Raw genomic sequence first — 20,571 nt, forward strand, 5'->3', positions numbered from 1 at the left:
GGGTTGCCTTCGGGCGGCTCATCCCGGTAGGGCTGGCCCGGCGTTTCGCCGCGCAGGCTGCAGGAAAGCTCCAGCGTCTTGATCCAACCCCGCTCCCTTCCGCCTTCGCTCCGCGCCCGCGGCGTCACGGCGGTGCTCGGACCGACCAATACCGGCAAGACCCATCTCGCCATCGAGCGGATGGTCGCGCATCCCACGGGTATGATCGGCCTGCCGCTGCGCCTGCTGGCGCGAGAGGTTTATCAGCGCGTCGTCGACAAGGTCGGGCCGCAGGCGGTCGCGCTCATCACCGGCGAGGAGAAGATCAAGCCGGAGCGGCCTAGCTTCTGGGTCTGCACTGTCGAGGCGATGCCGCGCGACCTTGCGGTCGATTTCGTCGCGATCGACGAGATCCAGCTCGCCGCCGATCTCGATCGCGGCCATGTCTTCGCCGACCGTTTGCTCAATCATCGCGGCCGTGAGGAGACGATGCTGATCGGCGCCGGCACGATGAAGCCGCTGGTCGAGCAGCTCATCCCCGGCGTCAACGTCGTCTCGCGGCCGCGCCTGTCGAACCTCTCCTTCGCCGGTGACCGCAAGATCACCCGCCTGCCGCGACGCTCGGCGATCGTCGCCTTCTCGGCCGAGGAGGTCTACGCCATTGCTGAGCTGATTCGGCGGCAAAAGGGCGGAGCGGCGGTGGTGCTCGGTGCGCTGTCGCCACGCACGCGCAATTCCCAGGTCGAGATCTACCAGTCGGGCGATGTCGATTATCTCGTCGCCACCGACGCGATCGGCATGGGGCTCAATCTCGATGTCGACCACATCGCCTTCGCCGGCGACAGCAAGTTCGACGGTCATCATTATCGCAAGCTCAACCCGGCCGAATTCGGCCAGATCGCCGGCCGGGCTGGGCGGCATCTGCGCGACGGCACCTTCGGCACGACCGGCCGCGCCCCGCCCTTCGAGCAGGAGCTGGTCGAGGCGATCGAGGATCATCGCTTCGAATCGGTCAGGCAGGTGCAGTGGCGCAACTCCGATCTCGACCTGCGCTCGATCCCCGGCCTGCTCGACAGCCTCAACGTCCAGCCGCAGGAACAGGGGCTGACCCGCGCCCTGATCGCCGAGGACATGACGACGCTGGAGATCCTGGCCCGCGATCAGGATGTGGTGCGGCTGGCGCAGGGCAAGCCGGCGGTGTCGCGGCTCTGGGAGGTCTGCGGCCTGCCGGACTACCGCAAGATCGCGCCGATGCAGCATGCCGAATTGGCAACGATGCTCTATCTTCGATTGATGCGCCATGGCCGGCTCGATCCGGACTGGTATGCCGCCCAACTCGCTGCGCTTGACCGGGTCGACGGCGAGATCGATACCCTCTCGGCGCGCATTGCCCAGGTCCGGACCTGGACCTATGTCGCGAACCGTCCGGACTGGCTGCCTGATCCTGAGCATTGGCAGGGGGTGGCTCGTCTTGTAGAGGACAGGCTGTCGGACGCTTTGCACGAACGGCTCGCCAGCCGTTTTGTCGATCGGCGCACGAGCGTGTTGATGCGTCGCCTGCGGGAGAATGCGATGTTGGAGGCCGAAGTCACCGCGACCGGCGATGTCCTGGTCGAGGGTCAGCATGTCGGATTGCTGCAAGGCTTCCGTTTCACGGCTGACCCGAAGGCGGGTGGTCCGGAAGCGAAGGCACTGAACGCGGCGGCGCTGAAAGCGCTGGCCGGCGAGCTGGAGGCGCGCGCCTCGCGCGTCGTGCTGGCAGGCGACGAGGCCTTCGTGCTGTCGCATGACGGGCTGGTCCGCTGGATCGGCGAGCCCGTCGCGCGCCTGACCGCCGGCGAGAAGGTGCTGGAGCCGCGCCTGCGCCTGATGGTCGACGATCATCTGCCGGCTCCGGCCCGCGAGCAGATCGAGACGAGGCTTGCCGCTTGGCTGAAACATCACGTCACCAAACTGCTCGGCCCGCTCCAGATCCTGGAGAATGCCGAGAGCGTCACTGGCATCGCCCGCGGCATCGCCTACCAGGCGGCCGAGGCGCTCGGCGTGCTCGAGCGCAGCAAGGTTGCCGAGGAGATGAAGACGCTCGACCAGGAGGGACGGGCGGGCCTGCGCCAGCTCGGCATCCGCTTCGGCGCCTTCCATCTCTATGTGCCTGCGCTGCTGAAGCCGGCGCCGCGCGCGCTCGCCGCCCAGCTCTGGGCGCTGAAGCACGGCAATCCGGAAGCGGCCGGGCTCGACGACATCTCGCATCTCGCCTCCTCTGGCCGGACCTCGTTCCCGGCCAATAAGGAGATCCCGAAGGGGCTCTATCGCGCCGCCGGCTATCGCGTCTGCGGCGAGCGGGCGGTGCGCGTGGACATCCTGGAACGCCTTGCCGACCTGATCCGGCCGGCGATCGCCTATCGCCCGGGTGTCACGCTCGGCCAGCCGCCGGTGGGTACTGCCGATCAGGACGGCTTCGTCGCCACCGGGGCGATGACCTCCCTCGTCGGCTGCGCCGGCGAGGACTTCGCCTCGATCCTGCGCTCGCTCGGCTATGTCTCGCAGAAGCGGCCGGGCCCGGCGATCACCGTGGCGCTTGCCGCTGCGCCCGAGCCTGCCGCGACCACGCCGGCGGTTCCGGCGGAAGCCGTCGCCGAAGCGGCTGATGCGCTCAATGAAGCGCCGCCCGCCGAGGTTGAGGCTGCCGCTGACGGCGCGGACAGCGCCGCCCCGACGGGCGAAACCCCGGATGCTCCGATCCTGACCGATGCGGAGATCGCTGCCGCTCCGGCCGAGGAGGACGTCGCCAGCGCGGCTGAGCCCGTGCCGGCGGATGCGATGTCGACCCTGGCGCTGCCAAGCGACGAGCCGGCGGCGGATGTGGCGCCTCAGGCCGAAACCGAGACGACCGAGCCTGCTGTCGCCGTCGAGGCGGCGCCGGCAGCCGAGCCGGAGCTGATCGAGATCTGGCGGCCGCATCGCCATCAGGGCGGCCGGCGTCCCGAGCAGGGACAGCGCGGCCGGCGGCCCGACCGGCGTGGTGGCGCTGAGGCTGCCGCTCCTGCGGAAGGCGGCGAGGGCAAGCCGGGCGGGCAGCGCCCGCCGAACCGCAATCGCTGGCGCGAGGGTGGCTGGAACGGCCCGCGCCCGGCCGGTGGCGAGGCCGGCAGGCCTGCGGCGCAGGAAGGGGCTGGTCGCAATGCGCAAGGGCGCGACGGACGTCCCGAGCGCGGCCCGCGGCCCGAGTTCAAGCGCGATGGCGGCCGTCCCGGCGGTCCGCGTCGCGACGAACGCGGCGGCAAGGAGCAGCGTTTCCAGCAGCCGGCGCGGCCGCGTCCGGCCGAGCGTCAGCCCGATCCGGATTCGCCCTTCGCCAAGCTGCTCGCCCTGAAGGCCCAGCTCGAGGGCAATGACGGGCGCAAGAGCTAGGTCCTAGCACTCCGGGGTATCGCTTGCGGGACGACCGGCAACGCCTCGACAAATGGCTCTGGTTCGCACGCTTCGCGCGGACCCGCCCCGCCGCTGTGCGATTGGTGGAGGAGGGGCATGTCCGTGTTGCAAGCAAGCGCGTCGAGAATCCGGCGCTCGGGGTGAAGTCGGGCGATGTGCTGACGCTGGCTCTGCCGCACGCGACGCTGGTCGTGCGCGTCACCGCCTTCGCCGAGCGCCGAGGCTCCTATGAGCAGGCGCAGACGCTGTATGAGGTCCTGAACGGCGGCGAACGCGGCGATCAGTCGCTTGCGCCGGAGGGGCCGAAGGGATAACGCGGAAGCTGCGAGGGACGCGTCAGCGTGTCTGCGAAAAATCTTCTCGAAACACTTGTTTCGATGGAAGTTTGATCTCGTTTCCGGTCGTGACAGGGCCTTGAAACATTCTCTCGACCGGCTCTAAAGAAGCGCCGGCCGATTGGAAGGACAGCGCCATGACCTATGTGGTCACCGAGAACTGCATCAAGTGCAAGTACATGGACTGCGTCGAAGTCTGTCCGGTCGACTGTTTCTATGAAGGCGAGAACTTTCTCGTCATTCATCCCGACGAGTGCATCGACTGCGGCGTCTGCGAGCCGGAATGCCCGGCCGAGGCGATCAAGCCCGACACCGAGCCCGGTCTCGACAGCTGGCTGCAGCTCAATGCGAAGTTCGCCGCGAGCTGGCCGAACATCACGCAGAAGAAGGACTCGCCGGCCGACGCCAAGGAGTTCGACGGCGTGCCGAACAAGCTCGAGCTCCTGTCGCCGAACCCCGGCGAAGGTGACTGAAGCTTACCCTTCGTCAGGAAGCCATTGCAGTTAACCATGGCCGGCCGCAACGCGGCCCGGCGCCGTTTGCATTCCGTTTACCTTTGATTCGGCGCGATTTTTGTGGTATCCACAAGCCACAGTCGAGTTCGTTCCGCCTGCCCCTGCGAGGTCACACAAACGGGGCACCCCCTGAGACGACAGCAATGCACCACCGGCCAGAATGTCCGGCGTGTCGTTATCTTCGTGTCTGGCGGGTCGCAAGAAACAATCGACTGAGGGAGCGTGTTGCGCCGGGGAAAGAAGACCAGAAGGTCGTTCCCGTCGTGTCAGGCAGAGCGCCGCCGGCCATCCTGGTCAGCGGCTGAAAGTCGCATCTTCGCCCCCAGCGGAGAGATCAGGAGTCGAAACGGCATGTCCACTGCGAAGAAGACTGTTGTGCGCCAGGGCTTCAAGACGGGCGAGTTCGTCGTCTACCCGTCCCATGGCGTCGGTCAGATCACGGCGATCGAGGAGCAGGAAGTCGCGGGCTTCAAGCTCGAACTCTTCGTCGTCAGCTTCGCCAAGGACAAGATGACGCTGCGCGTGCCCACCGCCAAGGCGGCGAGCGTCGGTCTGCGCAAGCTCGCCGATGCCGAGATCGTCGGTAAGGCGCTCTCGACCCTGACCGGCCGCGCCCGCGTCAAGCGCACCATGTGGTCGCGCCGCGCCCAGGAATACGAAGCCAAGATCAATTCGGGCGATCTCGTCGCCATCGCCGAGGTGGTGCGCGATCTCTATCGTTCCGAGGCGCAGCCCGAGCAGTCCTATTCCGAGCGCCAGCTCTATGAAGCGGCGATCGACCGGATGACCCGCGAGATTTCGGCGGTCGAGGAGATCACCGAGACCGAGGCGCTGAAGAAGATCGAGGGCCAGCTCGCCAAGTCGCCGCGCCGCGCCGGCAAGGCGGATGCCGCCGAGGCGGCCGAGGCCGAGGATGGCGACGACGACCTGCAGGAGGAAGCTGCCTGAGGCAGCTTCCATTATTGGATAGAAAAAGCCCGGCGGATCGCTCCGCCGGGCTTTTTCGTGTCAGGCGGCGCCGGTCTCCGCCGCGAGGAAGGCGACCGTCCGCTCCCAGGCGAGCTTGGCCGCGGCGGCGTTGTAGCGCTCGGCGCTGGTGTCGTTGTGGAAAGCGTGATCGACGTCCGGGTAGACGATCGCCTGGTAATTGACGCCGGCTGCCTTCAGCGCCGCCTCATAGGCCGGCAGGCCCTCGACCAGGCGGGTATCGCGGGCCGCCTGCTGGATCAGCAGCCGGGCCTTGATCTGCGGCACCTTGGAAAGATCGGGCGAGCGGCCGTAGAAGACGACGCCGGCATTGAGCTCCGGTGCGCTGACGGCGAGATCGTTGACCGCGCCGCCGCCCCAGCAGAAGCCGACCGCGCCGACCTTGCCGGTCGTGTCCGGCCGCGCCTTCAGGAAGGCGAGGGCGGCGCGCCCTTGCGCGACGACATCCTCGGGCTTGAGTTGCGGAAACAAGGCGCGGGCGGCGTCGGCATCGGCCGGGGTGCCGCCGAGCGGGGTCAGGAAATCGACCCCGAGTGCGCTGAAGCCGGCCAGAGCGGCACGGCGGGTGACGTCCTCGATATGCGGGTTGAGGCCGCGGTTTTCGTGGATGACGACGACGCCGCCGCGCCTGGCCTGCGTCTTCGGCGTGACGAGATAGCCCCTGAGCTTCACGCCGCCGATCGTCTCGTCGATGCGCCTGCTCTCGATGCGCGCATCGTCGGTCGGGACCTGCTGGGCCTGCGCATAGTTCGGCTCCAGCAAAGCGAGCGCCGCTTCGGCGGCCGCGGCCGAGCCGGCGATTGTGATCAGCCGGTTCATGAAACTGCGCCGGTCGAGCGGCTTGTGGGTGTATTCGTCGTAGAGTTCGACGATGCGGCGATCGAGCGCCATGGCTGCCTCCCTGTCCTGACGAGGCAAGGAAACTAGCACAGAGCGAGAGGAAAGCGGCAGGCGAGCGGCGCCTACTCGCTCACGATCTTGTAACGCTGGCCGGGCGTCAGCTTCGTGCTGCGTTCAAGCCCGTTCAGGATCAGGAACTGTTCCATCGACCGGTCGACCGAAGCCATGCGCTCGGCAAGGCTGGCGGGAGTGTCGCTGGCGCCGGCGGCGACGAGCCGGATCCGCAGCGGATTGACCGATTGCGCGTCGTTGGCGCTGAGATTGCGGAAGCTGTCGAGCAAGGCGCGCATGGCGCGTTCGGGGTCGTTCTGCCCCTTGGCTGCGAGGATGAAGCGGTAGACGCGCGGTCCGGCCTGAACCGCGGCGAGGCGGAAAGTCCAGTCGGCGCCCTTGCCCGAAGTCACTGCCGCTGGCAGGCCGCCAACGGTCAGCGATTGCACCTCTGCGGTGGCGACGCCGTCGATCCAGCCCGAGGCGACATAGGATTCGAGCGTCTGTCCGGCCTTCAGCGCAACCGAATCGAAACGCAGCGCCTGCGAGCCGTCATTGCTGACGCCGACCACCATCTCGCGCGCAGCCTCGAGCTCGAAACCATCGGGCGCGGTGAAGGCAATGCGCAGCGCGCTGTTGAGATAGCGGCGGCCGCGGACGACACCGTCGGCGGGATCGTCGCCGAAGGCGATGCCGTCGATGGCGGCGAGCCAGCGCGAGGCGTCGCGCTCACCGAGGCCGGGCGCGCCGATCTGGCGGGCGCCGTTGGTGACGGCGGCGACGCGCTCCGGCGTCGAGGGATGGCTCGAGAGAATGTCGAGCTTCTTGTCACCACTGCTCTGCCGGCCGGCACGGAAGCTGGTGTTGCGGCCGAGCGAGACCAGAAAGCGGCCGGCGCCATAGGGGTCGTAGCCGGCGCGGGCGATGTTGCGCACGCTGATCTGGTCGGCGGTCAGTTCCTGCTGGCGCGAGAAGCGGGCGAGCGAGAGCTTCGAGCTCTGCTGCACCGCTGCACCCGTCGTCGGGTCGTTCAGCACCTGCGCCACGACCTGGCTGACCAGCGCCGATTCCGCCTCCATTTCGGCGCGCTCGACGGCGTGGCGCGCGGTGACATGGGCGATCTCGTGCGCCATCACCGAAGCGATCTCGGAGGAGTCGTTCGCGAGGGCAAGCAGGCCGCGGGTGACGTAGAGCCGCCCGGTCGGCAAGGCGAAGGCGTTGACGATCGGCGAATTGAGGATCGTCACCTCATAGGCGCCGATCTGGCCTTCGCCGGCCTTGGCGAGGCGCGCGATGATCGCTTCCAGTTCGGCCTTGATCTGCGGAGCGCGGTATTCGCCGCCGAAGGCCGAGAGCAGGCGCTGGTGCTCGCGATCGGCGTTGCGCTGCAGGCTGGCGACGCGTGGCGCCGGCTCGCCGCCGGGCTGATTGAGCGGCGCGAGGACCGAGTTCTGGTCGCCGAAGCAGGCCGCCAGCAACAGGGCCGGCAGCACCGCGGCGGCGAGGCGCCCCCGGACCGACTGACGATGTCGCTGAACTCTCCGCATCGGCCCCTAGTCGATCAGTTCCAGTGCACTACGCGTCTGCGCCTCGATCAGGAGGCCGTCGCGCCCCTCGACCACACCGCTTACGCGCACGCGTTTACCCGTCAGCGCCGATGCGGTCCAGCCGGCACGCTGCAAGTCACGCCACAACGCGCGCGACAGAACGATGCTGCCGCCGGCGCCGCGCCGCCGTTCGAAATTGAGATAGGTTCGCTGCGCCCGCTCTCCGACGGCAGCGATACGCCCCTCGACCACGACGATCCGGCCCGCCTGCGCTCTCATCGCGGCAGCATCATGACCGTCGATGACCGGGGGCGCCACTGCGGCAAAACTCCGCTGGGCTGCGGCCGGCGCGGGGCCAGTGGCCTTGCCGGCCATCGCCTGCCAAGGCTCGGCCCTGCGCCAGATTTCGTTGCAGGCGGCAAGACCTGGCTCGGGCAGACGCAGTGCAGCGCCCTCGGCAAGGAGAGCTGCGCTCAAATCGGGCTGGCCGGCGAGGGCGGTGGCGTCATCGGTGGCGAGCAGGCGGGCCGGGAGGCGCCCCCAGCGATCAGTAGCTCCAAGCGGCGCCAGGCGGAACTCGTGACCTTGCCAGCGCACCAATTGCGTGGCGAAGCGCTCGCGCTCGGCGTCGTTCTGCCGCGGCGCCAACCCGGCGAGCCGGATGGTCCGGCCGTCGGCGAGCTGCAGGTCACCGTGCCGGTCGAGGCCGGCGAGGCGAACCAGCTCGACCCCTTCGGCTGTCGCGCAAGCGTCATCCGCCGCACGCGCGACGGTGGCCGAGGCCGCCATGCCCAGGATGAGCGGTACAATCGCTGCAAAGGAAGGCTTCACCCGCATCGGCTTTATGCTAAACGCAGAGACGTGCGTCCCGGTAGCTCAGCAGGATAGAGCAACGGTTTCCTAAACCGTAGGTCAGGGGTTCGAATCCCTTCCGGGACGCCAGTTTCCTTTTTCGCTGCAAAGGCCGGCCGCCGATCGATCAGCAGGGCCGCTTCCAGTGCTGTCGAGGTCGAGCTTGCTTTCCACCGTGCCGCCGACAATTCGGACCGAACGCCTGATCCTGCGGGCGCCGGTTGCAGGCGACTTCCCTGATTATGCCGGTTTCCTGGCCTCGGAACGGGCACAGCATATGGGCGGCCCCTATGACCGGCGCGGCGCCTGGGGCCTGTTCTGCCATGATGTCGCGCAGTGGGCATTGTTCGGTCACGGCGCGCTGATGATCGACCTGCCGGGCGGGGGCTGCATTGGGCAGGTCGGCATCAACCACGGCCCGCTCTTTCCCGAGAAGGAACTCGGCTGGCTTATCTATGCCGGGCATGAAGGGCAGGGCTATGCGAGCGAAGCCGCTGCCGCCCTGCGCGACTGGGCCTTCGGTCAGCCCGGCCTCGAGACACTGGTCAGCTATGTCGATCCGCGCAACCGGCGCTCGATCGCGGTGGCCGAGCGGCTCGGGGCATCGGTGGACGCCATCGCCGTACGGGCGGACCCCGCAGATCTGGTCTACCGGCACGAGCGGCCGGCGAGGTAGGCCGGCGCTCCGGATCAGTGCTTCGTCACATGCTCCGGCTTGCCCTTGCGCTTGGTCGAGGCCAATTCGTCGAGCTCTTTCTCGGTCATCGACTTGGCCATCGATTTCGAGGCTCCCTTGAGCTCGCTCTTGGGGATATCGCCACGCTTGGCGGCGAGTGCGGCTCCGGCGGCCTTCTGCTGCGCTTTCGATTTGGCTGGCATCGTCCATCCTCCAATCCGAGAGACGTTCGTACCTGCAACACAAGCGGCGCGTGCTGGTTCCGGACGATCATCACGATGGCTTGCAAGGCCGCTCCCCTCGCGAGGCGATCATGCGGGGAATGCGGGTCGCAAACCCTTGCCGCAGAAGGGCCGGCGCGGCAAAGCTCAGTGAGTGCGGCCTTGGGGCGAAGGCCGCCGGGGCTGGCCAATCCTCGCCTGTCGGAATCATCTTGCGCATTCTCGTCCTCAATCCGAACACCAGTCCCGAGATGACCGCGCTGGTCCTGCGCGTGCTGGCGCCGCTGACGCCGGCCGATGTCGAGCTCGTGCCGGCCACAGGCCGGTTCGGGGCGCGCTACATTTCGAGCCGCAGCGCCGGCGCGATTGCCGGCCATGCGGCGCTGGACGCCTTTGCCGAGCACGGCGCCGATTGCGCTGCGGTCTATCTCGCCTGCTTCGGCGATCCCGGGCTGATGGCGCTGAAAGAAATCGCTGGCGTGCCGGTGGTCGGCATGGCCGAAGCCGCCTGCCGACAGGCGGCTGCGCAGGGTGGGTGCTTCTCGATCGTGACCGGGGGCGAGCGCTGGGGGCCGATCCTCACCGAATTCACTGCTGCGCTCGGGCTGGATGGCAGGCTGGCTGCCGTGGAGACGGTGGCACCGACCGGAGGCGATATCGCAGCCGACCCAGACGGTTCGATCGCGCTGCTGGTTGAGGCCTGCCGACGGACGGTCGCGCGCGACGGGGCGCAAGCGGTGATCCTCGGTGGCGCTGGGCTCGCCGGCCTCGCGGCGCGGGTCGAGCCCCATGTCAGGGTACCGGTGATCTGCTCCACGCAGGCTGGTTTCGCTGCCGTGCTCGACGCGGCGTGCAATCCGCCTCCCAAGCCGGGCCAAGGCGATCTCGCTTTGCCGGCGGCCGTGCCCAATGTTGGGCTCTCGGCCGGTTTGGCGCGACTATTGGGCGAGCGCTAGTGCCGCCGCTTCGACGGTTGCTGCGCGGGCCGCGTGGCTGAAGCAGACCCTGCCGTGTCGGCCAGCCAGATCATGTGCTTCGCACCGCCGCTTCCGGCACGAGCGCGGACCATCTTCTCCTCGACGGTAAATCCGGCCTGGCGCAGGCGCTGGGTGAAGCTGCGGTCCGGCCCTGCCGACCAGACGGCGAGTACGCCGCCCAGGCGCAAAGATGCTTTCGCATAGGACAGGCCGGCGTGGTCATAGAGCCGGTCATTGGCCTCGACCATCAGCCCATCCGGCCCGTTGTCGACGTCGAGCAGGATGGCGTCGTAGTGGCCTCGTCCCTCCCGAATGGCTGTGGCGACGTCGGCCTTCCGCACGGTGACACGGGGATCGTCGAGACAGCCGGCGAAGATCGGAGCGAGCGGCCCATGCGCCCAGGCGATCACCGCCGGGATCAATTCGGCGACGACGATCTCGGCTTCGGCCGGAAGAGCAGCGAGCGCGGCCCGGAGCGTGAAGCCCATGCCGAGCCCGCCGATCAGGAGGCGTGGTTTCGGGCGCTGCCCGATCCGCTCGATGGCCAGGTTCGCCAGCGCCTCTTCCGATCCCTTGAGGCGCGAGTTCATCAACTCGTTGTGGCCGAGCGTGATCGAGAACTCGTCTTCGCCGCGGCGCATGAGTTTGAGCGTGCCGCCGCCGGGGATCGGCGCGGCGTCCAATTGCGTCCAGGGCTTCATCGCTCGTTGTTCAGGGTGCGTATCGCCAGGGGAAGGAGAGACCTTGATATGGGTCTATCCGGTGGCGTCGCCGCCGTCGACCGAGCTTCAACCGCGCAGGGACGCTTCAACGACCTGTTGATCGTAGTTGATGTCGGCCCGGCTCAACCCGCCCAGGCGCAAGGTTCGCATGAAGTTCTCCGAGAGCGCGCGCAGATTGGCGTTGGTCTCCGGGAAGAACTCGAGCATCAGGAACGGTCGTGGACGCTTGCCGGCGGTTGCCTCGTCCAGGGAGATATCGGCGACGAGCCCGACCAGACCGTCAAGCAGCATGGCGCGACCACCGCTAGACATCTCGACGAAGCCATGTTCGCCCATGGCCTGATTGCTGATGCCGATCTCACGCACGGCCGCTCCCGGATAGAAGCGCTTGATGGTGCGCGCGACGAAGATCATCGTCTGTGTGCAGTTGAGCACGTCGTCCTTGGCGATCTGTTCGGGGTCGCTGGAAAAACTCGGGCCGTAGCTGCCGAGCCGCGAGCTCAGCAAGGTCACAAAGACTGCGAACCTCTCGGCCTCGGAGAACGACAGGCGATAGCGGTCGAAGAACGAGGCCAATGGCGCTGAGCAGGCCAAATAGGCATCGTGAATCGAGTCGTAGCGTACCTTCACCCCCGCGACCTGCTTGGCGACGCATTGCTCGATCTGGGTGAGTGCGATTGCGTCGCGTCCGCTCCGGAACAGCAGCGGGGAGGTGGCCTGCACATTCTCCAGCCCATTGATGCGCTGGGCGTTGCCATAGGCGGCGATCTGGATGCCTTTCAGCTGAGCGCGAAGCGGATGGATCCAGTAGCGCTCAAGGACGACCGCACCGCCGGCAACGATCAGGAGCGTCCAGCAGACCAGGCCGATCACGGCGTGCCGGGACTGGATCGAACCTCGGGCTGCGGATTGTGCGCCGCCCGAGGTTTCGGTGCGGCGCATCCGTCCGAGGAATGCTCCCAGTTTCATCGCCAGCCGTCTCCGATCAGACACGTGACAAACTGTTCGTCCAAAGGACAGACACCGTCATAACCTTGACGATCTGGTCTTTCGAGCTGCTTTAATGAGCATTACAGTTTTTTAATGTTCTGTTGCCGTAGGAACACCATGGCAGCGGAGCGAGATTAGGTCGTTCTCGCGCCGGGTCAGTCCAGCCGGGCGCGCTTGACGAAGGCGCCGGCCTTCATGATGACAGGCATATGCCGGCCCTGGCGGGTCAGCAGCGAGAGGTCCTGCAGCGGGTCGCCGTCGACGACGATCAGGTCAGCATAGGCGCCGGGCGCGACCGTGCCGATCTTGCCCTCGAGCTTCAAGAGCTTGGCCGCGACATGGGTGGCGGCGCCGATCACCTCATGCGCCGGCAGGGCCCGGCCGCGGATGACGAACTCCTCCGACTGGTGCCGGTGCATCTCGCCGAGCAGGTCGCTGCCATAGGCCATGGCGAGCCCGGCCTTCTTCATGATCGCGAGCGACTCCATGCCGGCGGCGCGGACATATTCGACCTTGGCGACGGAATCGGGCGGGAAGCCGAGCTTGCCGCCCTCGCTGGCGAGCTTGTCATAGGTCACGAGCGTCGGCACGGCGACGGCGCCGTTCTTGGCCGCGAGCTTGGCGGTCTCGGCCTTGATCAGATTGCAATGCTCCAGTGAATGGACGCCGGCCTCGACGCAGCGGCGGATCGCTTCGTCGGTATAGACATGGGCGGAGACATAGGTGCCGGCCATGCGGGCCTCCTCGACCACCGCTTCGAGCTCGCCGACGGAGAAGCCGAGGAAATGGATCGGGTCGGTCGGCGAGGCGCAGCCGCCATTGGCCATGATCTTGATGAAGTCGGCGCCGCCCTTGAGCTCCTCGCGGGCGGCGCGACGAACTTCCGCCTCGCCGTCACAGATGCGGCCGAGCGCGCCGAGGCGATGGCGCGTCGTCGGCGCGAGCCGGTCGTCATAGCGGCCGCGGAAATCGGCATGGCCGCCGGTCTGGCTCAGCGCCTTGCCGGAGATGACAAGGCGCGGCGTCGGGAAGTCGTGCTCCTCGGTTGCCTGTTTCAGGCCGAAATCGGCGCCACCGACATCGCGCACCGTGGTGAAGCCGCGCAGGAGCATCTCGCGCATGATCACGAGCGAGCGCACGGTGACGAGCGAATCCGGCAAGGCGGCGTTGCGGCCGAGATCGGCGAGGCCGGCGATGACGTGGACATGGGCGTCGATCAGGCCCGGCATCAGTGTGCGGCCCTTGAGATCGATCACCTTCGCCTTGTCGGAGCGGATGGTCTTGTCGACCTCACGGATCAGCCCACCCTCGACCAGGACGGAGACCGGCGCTACGCGCTCGGGTGCGGTGCCGTCGACGATGCGGGCGTTCTGGAACAGGGTCGCGGCCATGTGCTCAGTCCTTATGTTCGAAATCTTGATTGGTGCGGCTCAGCGCATCAGCAGCGCGGCGAGCCAGAGGCCCAGGCCGAAGACGACGTGGTTGATCAGGCCGATCAGTCGGATCTGGTTGGCATTGGGCCGCTTGCTGGCGGCGAGGCCGAAGCCCATGCCCGGCTGCAGGATGAACCAGCCGCAGCCGACGGTGACGACGCCGACGATCAGGGCCGGCAGCAATGTCGGATTGCGGGCCCAGTCCAGCCCCCAGAACAGCGGCACGATCGCGGCGAAGAGGGCGCCGATCAGATAGTGCATGATCCAGCCGATCGCGAGTTCGTTCGAGACCGGCGGCGTGTCGGCGATGGTGTCGTGCGTGAAGCGGCCGCGCGGCAGATAGGCGAACCAACGCCCGACAGCCGCCCAGTTCGCGAGCGGTATGCCGAAGGCGCGGTTGAGGAACAGCGCCCAGAGGTCGAGGAGCGCGGTTGCGACGATGCCGATCGCGAGCGAGCGGCCGATCAGTTCGAGCATGTGTTTCCCCCGGCCGCGAACCGACCGCCGGCTATGGAGGCGAAGTGGCGCGGTGCGGTCAATCGCCAACGGGTTGAATGTCCCTGCCTGCCACGCAGATGGGCCATGCGGCGGCGCGGCGCAGGAACCGCCGGGGGGCGTCGCTCGTTCTCCCAGCGTGCTTTCAAGGCGGGGGTGAACAATGGCAGTGGCGACGGCGAGCAAGGCGAGCGCGAACGGGCCGCATGGGGCGCAGGAGCTGCCCTCGGTCTTCGTCACCAGCTACAATCTCGAGATCCGCGACGGCGACGGCTTCCTCGGTGACAAGGCGAGCCGAGGCGCCTTCATGGACCATCTCGCCGAACTGCGCCGGCACCTGGCCGAGGCCGGCGAGGATCCGCTGGCGGAGGCCGGCAAGACCGTCAGCAAGTCGGAGCTCGACAAGCTGATCACGGAAGGTGAGGCGCGCGAGGCGGCGCTGGTGCTCTCGGCGGTCGAGCGCTTCGCGCAGTCGCTCGCCTTCGTTATCCGCCGCTTCCTGCGGCAGAAGGCCTGGAGCCCGGTCCAGCGCATCGTCGTCGGCGGCGGCTTTCGCCAGAGCCGCATCGGCGAACTCGCAATCGCGCGGGCCGGGATCATCCTGCAGACCGAAGGCTATAAGATCGAGCTGGTGCCGGTGCGCCATCACTCGGACGAGGCCGGGCTGGTCGGCAGCGCCCATCTTGCGCCGAAATGGATCTTCGAAGCCTATGACAGCCTGGTCGCGGTCGATATCGGCGGCTCCAATATCCGCGCCGGCATCGTCGAACTGCGCCAGGACAAGGCGGCGGACCTGAGCAAGGCCCGCGTCTGGGAAACCGAGCTCTGGCGCCATGCCGACGAGGAGACGAGCCGCGAAGAGGCGGTGAAGCGGCTCGGCAAGATGCTGCGCGAGCAGATCGGGCACGCCGGCAAGGAAGGCCTGCGGGTCGCACCCTTCATCGGCGTCGGCTGCCCCGGCCTGATCGAGCCGGATGGTGCGATCGACCGTGGTGCCCAGAACCTGCCGGGCAACTGGTCGAGCAGCCGCTTCAACCTGGTCGATAGCATCCGCGAGATGGCGCCGGAGATCGGCGAGCACGACACCGTCGTCACCATGCACAATGACGCCGTCGTCCAGGGGTTGAGCGAACTGCCGTTCATGCAGGATGTCGAGCACTGGGCGGTGCTGACGATCGGGACTGGCCTCGGCAATGCCAGCTTCCAGAACCGGGTGAAGCCGAAGGGCCGGGACAAGGACAAGCCGAAGAACGGCAAGGACAAGAAGGACTGAAGGCTCTAGTCCCGCTTCGCAGGCAGAGCCCAGAGCAGCCCGCGCGTAACGATCGCCGGGAAGACGGTGAGGTGGTCCTCGCCGGGAATGACCTCGCTCGAAAGCTTCAGACCAGGATAGTTGCGCGAGCGCAGCGCCTGCTCGAACTCCCTGAGATCAGCGATCATGTCGGTCTTGCCGTTGTAGCGCGGATCGCCCGAGGCTTTGTCGATCGTCTCGTAGGAGGCAATCGCCATCAGCACGTTCGCCTTCAGCTCCTTGTTGGCCTCAGCATAGGCCCGCTCGCGCTGGAACAGCACCTTCTGGTCGAACCAGAGCGAGGGGCTGCCGATGATGTAGTGCTGGAACAGCTTGGGTTCGGTCAGCAGGACATGGAGGCCGAACAGCCCGCCATAGGAGTGGCCGGCATAGATGCTGCGGGTGGTGTCGGTGCGATAGGTCGCGGCGACGAAAGGCATCAGCTCCTCGGAGAGGAAGCGGCGATAGCCCTCCGCCTCGCCGAAGACCGGCGGTTTGCCGGATGGGTCTCGCGTCTTCTCGCCGTTCGGCGTCGGCGTGTAGTCGCGCCGGCGGCTGTATTCGGGGGTGTCGCCGACCGAATAGGACAGGCCGACCAGGATGAACTCCTCCAGACCCTTGGCCCGGTTGCCGACCCGGCGCGCGATGGAGCGCACCAGCGGGAAGGCGTAGTCGGCGTCGGTGACGAACAGCACCGGGAAGCGCCGCCGCGGCTGGCTCTGATAGGACTCCGGCAGGCTGACGAAGATCTCATAGTCGCGCTGCAGCGCCTTGGCGCGGATCGTCCTGACCTCGGTGCCCTTGAGCACGAACGGCGGCGGCGGGGCGGTCACGCCGGCTGCCGAGGCCGGCGGCTCGGCATCGGGCTCGGCGATGGCGGCGGTGGCAATCAGTATGAAGGCGAGGAGGGCAGGCAGGCGAAGCATCCATGACGTCTCCGACAGGACTGTGCCGGGATCGTGACGGCTCGCACGGCCGCCAACAAGGCCTATCGCCTCAGACCAGGTGCCTCCAGCGCGAGCCCCTTGGCCCGCACCGCGAGATAGAGCTCAAGGGAGAGGTATTCGTCGGAGCCGTAGTCGAACTGCGTCGCCCTGACGCCGAGCGAGCAGGCGCGCAGCCTCCGGTGCAGCGAACCGAGCCCGTTCCATTCAAGCCGGTAGGCCGGATAGCCGGTTCCGATGCCGTAGCTGATCGTGTCGCCGCGCAGCTTCTGGCCGACGAGGCCGTCATGGCATTGCGTGCAGGCGAGATTGAGCTGGCCCTGCCGGCGCTCATAGAAGGCCTTGCCGGCTTCGTAGAAGGGCTTGGCCGCGCCCTCGGCCGAGACCGACAGCGGCACGCCCTTCGAGAGCGAGGCGACATAGGCGGTAAGACCGAGCAGTTCCTGGCTCTCATAGCCGAAGGCGGGCTGCTTCTGCCGATCGACCCGGCACTGCTCGATGCGGCCCTCCAGATTGATCAGCTTGCCGCTGGTGGCGTCGACCTGCGGGTAGCGGGCGGCGGCCCCGCGCAGGCTCTGCTTGGGGTTGGCATGGCAGGAGAGGCAGTTCGGCGCTGCGCCGTCACGGCGGCTGAACAGTTCCTCGCCCTGCTCGACCCAGAGCCAGCCGGGGTTGCGGGCCTCGTCCTCCTGCTGGCGCTGCATCTGCGGTGATAGGAAGGCGCTGCCCGGCCTGATCTCCTGGGCCAATGCTGTGCCGGCCAGCGCAAGCAGCGCTATCGCAAGGACGCGGCTGTTGGCGCTCATGTCACGACGAGACGGGCGGTGCGGGTGAAGGTCGCTCCGCCATCCTCGCGCCATTCGAAGGTGAGGTCGCCGGTCTCGAGGGCGCGGGTGGTGAAGCTGACGAAGGGGTTGGCGGAGACGCCGGTATGCATGTCGTATCGGAACACCGGCTCGCCGGCATAGGTCACCGTCAGCCGGTTCAGGATCTTGCGCGGCACGACCCGGCCCTCGGAATCGACCTGGCCGCCGCGATCCATCGGGTGGCGGACGAGGACGCGGATCTCCACGATCTCGCCGGCCTTGGCCTCGGCCGGCATGGTGATGCGGGCGTTGAACGATGCCATCGGGTCAGCCTCCGTCGATGCAGGCGCTCAGCGTCACGACGATGTCGGCATCGGCCATGACGTAGCCGCCGCCGCTCAACGAGGCGATGACAGCGACCTTCTGCGAGGTGGCGAGGCGCAAGGTGGCGCGGATATCGGCCCGGCCGCTGCGCGGGGTGAGGTGGAAGCGGGCGACGTCGGGAAATGGGTTCTTCTCGGCGATGACATGGATCCAGCGGACATGGTCGGCCTCGGTCATGGGAGACTCGACCTGGATTGCGACATCGACCGAATTGCCGTTTTCGACCAGCTGCGGGATGTCGAAGGTGATTCTGGCGCGCTCCGGCACCGCGCCTTCGGTCACGCGCGCGATCAGCTCGGCGAGTGCCGGCGGCGTGGCCGCTCGAGCGGAGGCGGGCAAGGCGGCAAGCGCGAAGCCGGCAGCGCCGGCCGCCATGACCTCGCGGCGCGAGAGCGCCGGTTCAGGGCGTGCGCAGGCTGGCGAGATAGGTGACGACATCCTCGATCTCCTGGGCGGTCAGCGCCGGCCGATCGCGAAAGGCCGGGGCAACGTCTCGCAATCCTTCGGTGCGAAAATAGGGCGGCATCACCGTCTGCGGGTTGAGCAGGCTGGCATCGACGAGCCGCAGGCGCAGCTGGCCCGCATCGAGCCGAGTGGCGACGCCGGCGAGATCGGGGCCGATCGTGCCCTGGAAGGGCTCGTTCGGCTCCGGTACCTGATGGCAGATCAGGCAGTTGCCCTGCGTGCGGTCGAGCACGAGTTCCCGTCCGCGCTTGAGATCGCCGATCTTGCCGCCGAGCGGCGCCGGAATCGCGTCGCCGACGACGGTGTAGGTTTCGAGTGCGCCGACCGGCGCGCTCGCGAGTGCCAGCACGATCAGCGCAATCCGGATCGCGGCAAGCCTCACGCCTTGCGCAGATCCGTGTTCTTCAGCGGCAGGTTGCGCACGCGCTTGCCGGTGGCGGCGAAGATCGCGTTCAGCACCGCCGGTGCCGCGACCGCGATGGTCGGTTCGCCGACGCCGCCCCAGAAGCCGCCGGAGGGTACGATCACCGTCTCGACCGCCGGCATGTCCTCCATGCGCACCACCGGATAGGTGTCGAAATTCTCCTCGACCATACGCCCATCCTTGACCGTGCATTCGCCGAAGAGCGCGGCGGAAAGCCCGTAGACGAAGGAACCCTCGACCTGGCGCTCGATCTGGGCCGGGTTGACGGCATGGCCGGGGTCGGTCGCGGCGGTGATCTTGTGGATCTTGAGCTTGCCCTGCGCATCGACCGAGACCTCGGCGACGGCCGCGACATAGGAGCCGAAGCCCATGGTCTGGCAGATGCCGCGATGGATCCCTTCAGGCGGCTTGGTCCCCCAGCCGGCCTTCTCGGCCACGGCGTTCAGCACGGCGAGATGCTTGGGATGGTTCTTCATCAGCGCCCGGCGGAATTCGAGCGGGTCCTTGCCGGCGGCATGGGCGAGCTCGTCGATGAAGCATTCGAGATAGATCGTGTTCTGGTTGAGATTGACCCCGCGCCAGAAGCCCGGTGGCACATGCGGGTTGCGCATCGCGTGATCGATCAGGAGGTTCGGCACGGTGTAGCCGATCGAGGCCTCCGGCCCCGGTGGGTTGAGGCCCTGGAAGACGGCGGGGTCGCGGCCGTTCTGGATGTTCTGCGGGAAGATGCCGGCGACGATCGACTGGCCGGAGATGCGCAGGTGCAGGCCGGTCAGGTTGCCGTCCTTGTCGAGCGCGCCGGTGAGCTTGCACTGCGTCACCGGGTGGAAGCGGCCGTGCAGCATGTCCTCTTCGCGCGACCAGATCAGCTTCACCGGCGTGCCGGGGATCTGCTTGGCGATGGTCACGACCTGGCGCACCCAATCGTGCACCGCGCCGCGCCGGCCGAAGCCGCCGCCGAGGTCGATCTTGTAGGCCTCGCATTTGGCCAGCGGCAGGCCGGAGGCCTCTGCGGTCGCGGCCAGCGCCGCCTCGCCGTTCTGTGTGGGAGTCCAGACCTCGCAGCGCTCGGAAGTGTAGAGCGCCGTCGCGTTCATCACCTCCATGCAGGCATGGTTCTGGAATGGATAGGAATAGACCTGCTCGATGACGCGGGCGGCATTGGCGATGGCGCCCTTGACGTCGCCATTCTGGTTGCCGACGGCGGCCTGCGGTGCGTCGAGCCCTTCCTTCAGCCAAGCGGCGATGCTCTCGCTGGAGACCTTGGCGTGCTCGCCTTCGTCCCAGGTGATCGGCAGCGCGTCGAGCGCGGTCTTGGCGCGCCACCAGCTGTCGGCGACCACGGCGACGGCGCTGTCGCCGACCGGCAGGACGTGCTTGACGCCCGGCATGTCCTTGATCTTGGCAGCGTCGAAGCTCTTCACCTTGCCGCCGAAGACCGGACAGTCCTTGATCGCGGCGTTGAGCATCCCCGGCAGCTTGAAGTCCATGCCGTAGATCTTCTTGCCGGTGGTCTTGTCGGCAGTGTCGAGCCGCTTCAACGGCTTGCCAGCGATGGTCCAGTCCTTCGGGTCCTTGAGCGGGACGTTGGCCGGAGCCGGGGGCTGGAGCTTGGTGGCAGCCGCGGCGACCTCGCCATAGCGGCTCGAGCGGCCTGAGCCCTTATGGGTGATCACGCCCTTGACGACGCTGCATTCACCCACCGGTACTTTCCAGCCATCGGCGGCGGCCTGGACCAGCATCATTCGGGCGGCCGCTCCGCCCTTGCGGACATATTCATGGGATTCGCGGATGCCGCGGCTGCCACCGGTCGAGAAATTGCCCCAGACGCGGTTGCGGGCGAGGTTCTGGCCTGGTGTCGGATATTCGGTCGTGACCTTGGTCCAGTCGCAGTCGAGTTCCTCGGCGACGAGCTGGGCGAGGCCGGTCAGCGTGCCCTGGCCCATCTCCGAGCGGGCGATGCGGATCACCACCTTGTCGTCGGGATGGATCACGACCCAGGCGTTGATCTCCGGCACAGCGCCTTGCGCTTGTGCCTCACTGGAGACGGGGATGGCAAAGCCGAAGCTGAAAGCGCCGGCAGCTGCGGCAGAGCCTTTCAGGATGCTGCGGCGGGAGAGCTTGGTGTCGGTCACAGAGGCTAGACTCATGGCGTCCTCCTGATTGCGGATGGCGCTGCGGCGAGGCTGTGGCGCTCGAGCCGTG

At 67.5% G+C, this 20,571-nt stretch carries 21 protein-coding genes and 1 tRNA gene; 8 read left to right on the forward strand and 14 right to left on the reverse strand.

What is annotated here, in order from left to right:
* Positions 1-81: 81 nt before the first annotated feature.
* From ACWIGM_RS23940 to ACWIGM_RS23955, 4 genes are all read left to right on the forward strand, one after another.
* Positions 82-3,390, forward strand: coding sequence for a helicase-related protein (locus ACWIGM_RS23940; RefSeq protein ID WP_454028760.1), 3,309 nt, complete (start codon positions 82-84; stop codon positions 3,388-3,390).
* Positions 3,391-3,413: 23 nt separating this feature from the next.
* A complete protein-coding gene (locus tag ACWIGM_RS23945) occupies positions 3,414-3,725 on the forward strand; it encodes an RNA-binding S4 domain-containing protein (RefSeq protein WP_454028466.1) in 312 nt (103 codons plus the stop codon).
* A 158-nt stretch (positions 3,726-3,883) separates the two neighbouring features.
* Entirely contained in the window at positions 3,884-4,219 is a 336-nt protein-coding gene (gene fdxA, locus ACWIGM_RS23950; RefSeq protein WP_092157697.1) for a ferredoxin FdxA, read from the forward strand.
* A 393-nt stretch (positions 4,220-4,612) separates the two neighbouring features.
* A complete protein-coding gene (locus ACWIGM_RS23955; protein WP_454028467.1) occupies positions 4,613-5,209 on the forward strand; it encodes a CarD family transcriptional regulator in 597 nt (198 codons plus the stop codon).
* A 60-nt stretch (positions 5,210-5,269) separates the two neighbouring features.
* Here ACWIGM_RS23955 and ACWIGM_RS23960 read toward each other — a convergent pair whose 3' ends face one another.
* The 3 genes from ACWIGM_RS23960 to ACWIGM_RS23970 all read right to left on the reverse strand — a co-directional run bounded on the left by ACWIGM_RS23960 (position 5,270) and on the right by ACWIGM_RS23970 (position 8,523).
* Positions 5,270-6,139, reverse strand: coding sequence for a dienelactone hydrolase family protein (locus ACWIGM_RS23960; RefSeq protein WP_454028468.1), 870 nt, complete (start codon positions 6,137-6,139; stop codon positions 5,270-5,272).
* A gap of 71 nt (positions 6,140-6,210) precedes the next feature.
* Positions 6,211-7,686, reverse strand: coding sequence for a M48 family metalloprotease (locus tag ACWIGM_RS23965; RefSeq protein WP_454028469.1), 1,476 nt, complete (start codon positions 7,684-7,686; stop codon positions 6,211-6,213).
* A 6-nt stretch (positions 7,687-7,692) separates the two neighbouring features.
* Positions 7,693-8,523 carry a hypothetical protein gene (locus tag ACWIGM_RS23970; protein ID WP_454028470.1) on the reverse strand — a complete coding sequence of 277 codons (831 nt, stop codon included), beginning with the start codon at positions 8,521-8,523 and terminating at the stop codon, positions 7,693-7,695.
* Between the two features lie 28 nt (positions 8,524-8,551).
* Between ACWIGM_RS23970 and ACWIGM_RS23975 the strand changes: the two genes are divergently transcribed.
* Positions 8,552-8,628: transfer RNA gene (locus tag ACWIGM_RS23975), tRNA-Arg, on the forward strand.
* A 73-nt stretch (positions 8,629-8,701) separates the two neighbouring features.
* Positions 8,702-9,214 carry a GNAT family N-acetyltransferase gene (locus tag ACWIGM_RS23980; protein ID WP_454028471.1) on the forward strand — a complete coding sequence of 171 codons (513 nt, stop codon included), beginning with the start codon at positions 8,702-8,704 and terminating at the stop codon, positions 9,212-9,214.
* A 14-nt stretch (positions 9,215-9,228) separates the two neighbouring features.
* Here ACWIGM_RS23980 and ACWIGM_RS23985 read toward each other — a convergent pair whose 3' ends face one another.
* Positions 9,229-9,417 (reverse strand): DUF3008 family protein, encoded by a 189-nt coding sequence (locus tag ACWIGM_RS23985; protein WP_454028472.1) that lies wholly within the window; start codon positions 9,415-9,417, stop codon positions 9,229-9,231.
* A gap of 230 nt (positions 9,418-9,647) precedes the next feature.
* Between ACWIGM_RS23985 and ACWIGM_RS23990 the strand changes: the two genes are divergently transcribed.
* Positions 9,648-10,391: an aspartate/glutamate racemase family protein gene (locus ACWIGM_RS23990; protein WP_454028473.1), complete on the forward strand. Its 744-nt coding sequence runs from the start codon at positions 9,648-9,650 to the stop codon at positions 10,389-10,391.
* On the opposite strand, the gene ACWIGM_RS23995 is transcribed toward ACWIGM_RS23990, so the two are convergent.
* The 4 genes from ACWIGM_RS23995 to ACWIGM_RS24010 all read right to left on the reverse strand — a co-directional run bounded on the left by ACWIGM_RS23995 (position 10,388) and on the right by ACWIGM_RS24010 (position 14,034).
* A complete protein-coding gene (locus ACWIGM_RS23995) occupies positions 10,388-11,113 on the reverse strand; it encodes a spermidine synthase family protein (RefSeq protein WP_454028474.1) in 726 nt (241 codons plus the stop codon). The two genes, ACWIGM_RS23990 and ACWIGM_RS23995, sit on opposite strands and share 4 nt — an antisense overlap.
* Before the next feature lie 87 nt (positions 11,114-11,200).
* Positions 11,201-12,103: a hypothetical protein gene (locus ACWIGM_RS24000; RefSeq protein WP_454028475.1), complete on the reverse strand. Its 903-nt coding sequence runs from the start codon at positions 12,101-12,103 to the stop codon at positions 11,201-11,203.
* A gap of 176 nt (positions 12,104-12,279) precedes the next feature.
* Entirely contained in the window at positions 12,280-13,515 is a 1,236-nt protein-coding gene (locus ACWIGM_RS24005) for a metal-dependent hydrolase family protein (RefSeq protein WP_454028476.1), read from the reverse strand.
* Between the two features lie 39 nt (positions 13,516-13,554).
* Positions 13,555-14,034: a DUF2938 domain-containing protein gene (locus tag ACWIGM_RS24010; RefSeq protein ID WP_454028477.1), complete on the reverse strand. Its 480-nt coding sequence runs from the start codon at positions 14,032-14,034 to the stop codon at positions 13,555-13,557.
* Between the two features lie 181 nt (positions 14,035-14,215).
* Here ACWIGM_RS24010 and ACWIGM_RS24015 point away from each other — a divergent pair, with 181 nt between their 5' ends.
* Positions 14,216-15,325: an ROK family protein gene (locus ACWIGM_RS24015; protein WP_454028478.1), complete on the forward strand. Its 1,110-nt coding sequence runs from the start codon at positions 14,216-14,218 to the stop codon at positions 15,323-15,325.
* A gap of 5 nt (positions 15,326-15,330) precedes the next feature.
* Here the strand turns inward: ACWIGM_RS24015 and ACWIGM_RS24020 are convergent, their stop codons facing one another.
* From ACWIGM_RS24020 to ACWIGM_RS24045, 6 genes are all read right to left on the reverse strand, one after another.
* Complete coding sequence (locus ACWIGM_RS24020) at positions 15,331-16,269, reverse strand: alpha/beta hydrolase (RefSeq protein ID WP_454028479.1); 939 nt, start codon at positions 16,267-16,269, stop codon at positions 15,331-15,333.
* Positions 16,270-16,331: 62 nt separating this feature from the next.
* Positions 16,332-17,093: a sulfur oxidation c-type cytochrome SoxA gene (gene soxA / locus ACWIGM_RS24025; RefSeq protein ID WP_454028480.1), complete on the reverse strand. Its 762-nt coding sequence runs from the start codon at positions 17,091-17,093 to the stop codon at positions 16,332-16,334.
* Entirely contained in the window at positions 17,090-17,416 is a 327-nt protein-coding gene (gene soxZ, locus ACWIGM_RS24030; RefSeq protein WP_454028481.1) for a thiosulfate oxidation carrier complex protein SoxZ, read from the reverse strand. Before soxZ ends, soxA begins: the two co-directional genes overlap by 4 nt.
* A gap of 4 nt (positions 17,417-17,420) precedes the next feature.
* On the reverse strand, positions 17,421-17,915 hold the full coding sequence (locus tag ACWIGM_RS24035; protein ID WP_454028482.1) for a thiosulfate oxidation carrier protein SoxY: 495 nt from the start codon (positions 17,913-17,915) through the stop codon (positions 17,421-17,423).
* Entirely contained in the window at positions 17,878-18,324 is a 447-nt protein-coding gene (soxX, locus tag ACWIGM_RS24040; RefSeq protein WP_454028483.1) for a sulfur oxidation c-type cytochrome SoxX, read from the reverse strand. The genes ACWIGM_RS24035 and soxX overlap by 38 nt, the downstream gene beginning before the upstream one ends.
* Positions 18,321-20,516 (reverse strand): xanthine dehydrogenase family protein molybdopterin-binding subunit, encoded by a 2,196-nt coding sequence (locus ACWIGM_RS24045; RefSeq protein WP_454028484.1) that lies wholly within the window; start codon positions 20,514-20,516, stop codon positions 18,321-18,323. Before ACWIGM_RS24045 ends, soxX begins: the two co-directional genes overlap by 4 nt.
* Between the last annotated feature and the right edge of the window lie 55 nt (positions 20,517-20,571).

It is taken from the genome of Allobosea sp. NPDC055332 (assembly GCF_053645455.1).

Excerpts from the sequence above, each read along its gene's own strand:
- fdxA (WP_092157697.1), top strand. The coding sequence starts at position 3,884 with ATGACCTATGTGGTCACCGAGAACTGCATCAAGTGCAAGTACATGGAC.
- ACWIGM_RS24005 (WP_454028476.1), bottom strand. The coding sequence starts at position 13,515 with ATGGCCGCGACCCTGTTCCAGAACGCCCGCATCGTCGACGGCACCGCA.
- ACWIGM_RS23970 (WP_454028470.1), bottom strand. The coding sequence starts at position 8,523 with ATGCGGGTGAAGCCTTCCTTTGCAGCGATTGTACCGCTCATCCTGGGC.
- ACWIGM_RS23955 (WP_454028467.1), top strand. The coding sequence starts at position 4,613 with ATGTCCACTGCGAAGAAGACTGTTGTGCGCCAGGGCTTCAAGACGGGC.
- soxA (WP_454028480.1), bottom strand. The coding sequence starts at position 17,093 with ATGAGCGCCAACAGCCGCGTCCTTGCGATAGCGCTGCTTGCGCTGGCC.
- ACWIGM_RS23965 (WP_454028469.1), bottom strand. The coding sequence starts at position 7,686 with ATGCGGAGAGTTCAGCGACATCGTCAGTCGGTCCGGGGGCGCCTCGCC.
- ACWIGM_RS24045 (WP_454028484.1), bottom strand. The coding sequence starts at position 20,516 with ATGAGTCTAGCCTCTGTGACCGACACCAAGCTCTCCCGCCGCAGCATC.
- soxZ (WP_454028481.1), bottom strand. The coding sequence starts at position 17,416 with ATGGCATCGTTCAACGCCCGCATCACCATGCCGGCCGAGGCCAAGGCC.
- ACWIGM_RS24010 (WP_454028477.1), bottom strand. The coding sequence starts at position 14,034 with ATGCTCGAACTGATCGGCCGCTCGCTCGCGATCGGCATCGTCGCAACC.
- ACWIGM_RS24000 (WP_454028475.1), bottom strand. The coding sequence starts at position 12,103 with ATGAAACTGGGAGCATTCCTCGGACGGATGCGCCGCACCGAAACCTCG.
- ACWIGM_RS24035 (WP_454028482.1), bottom strand. The coding sequence starts at position 17,915 with ATGTCGTCACCTATCTCGCCAGCCTGCGCACGCCCTGAACCGGCGCTC.
- ACWIGM_RS24020 (WP_454028479.1), bottom strand. The coding sequence starts at position 16,269 with ATGCTTCGCCTGCCTGCCCTCCTCGCCTTCATACTGATTGCCACCGCC.
- ACWIGM_RS23960 (WP_454028468.1), bottom strand. The coding sequence starts at position 6,139 with ATGGCGCTCGATCGCCGCATCGTCGAACTCTACGACGAATACACCCAC.
- ACWIGM_RS23985 (WP_454028472.1), bottom strand. The coding sequence starts at position 9,417 with ATGCCAGCCAAATCGAAAGCGCAGCAGAAGGCCGCCGGAGCCGCACTC.
- ACWIGM_RS23995 (WP_454028474.1), bottom strand. The coding sequence starts at position 11,113 with ATGAAGCCCTGGACGCAATTGGACGCCGCGCCGATCCCCGGCGGCGGC.
- ACWIGM_RS24015 (WP_454028478.1), top strand. The coding sequence starts at position 14,216 with ATGGCAGTGGCGACGGCGAGCAAGGCGAGCGCGAACGGGCCGCATGGG.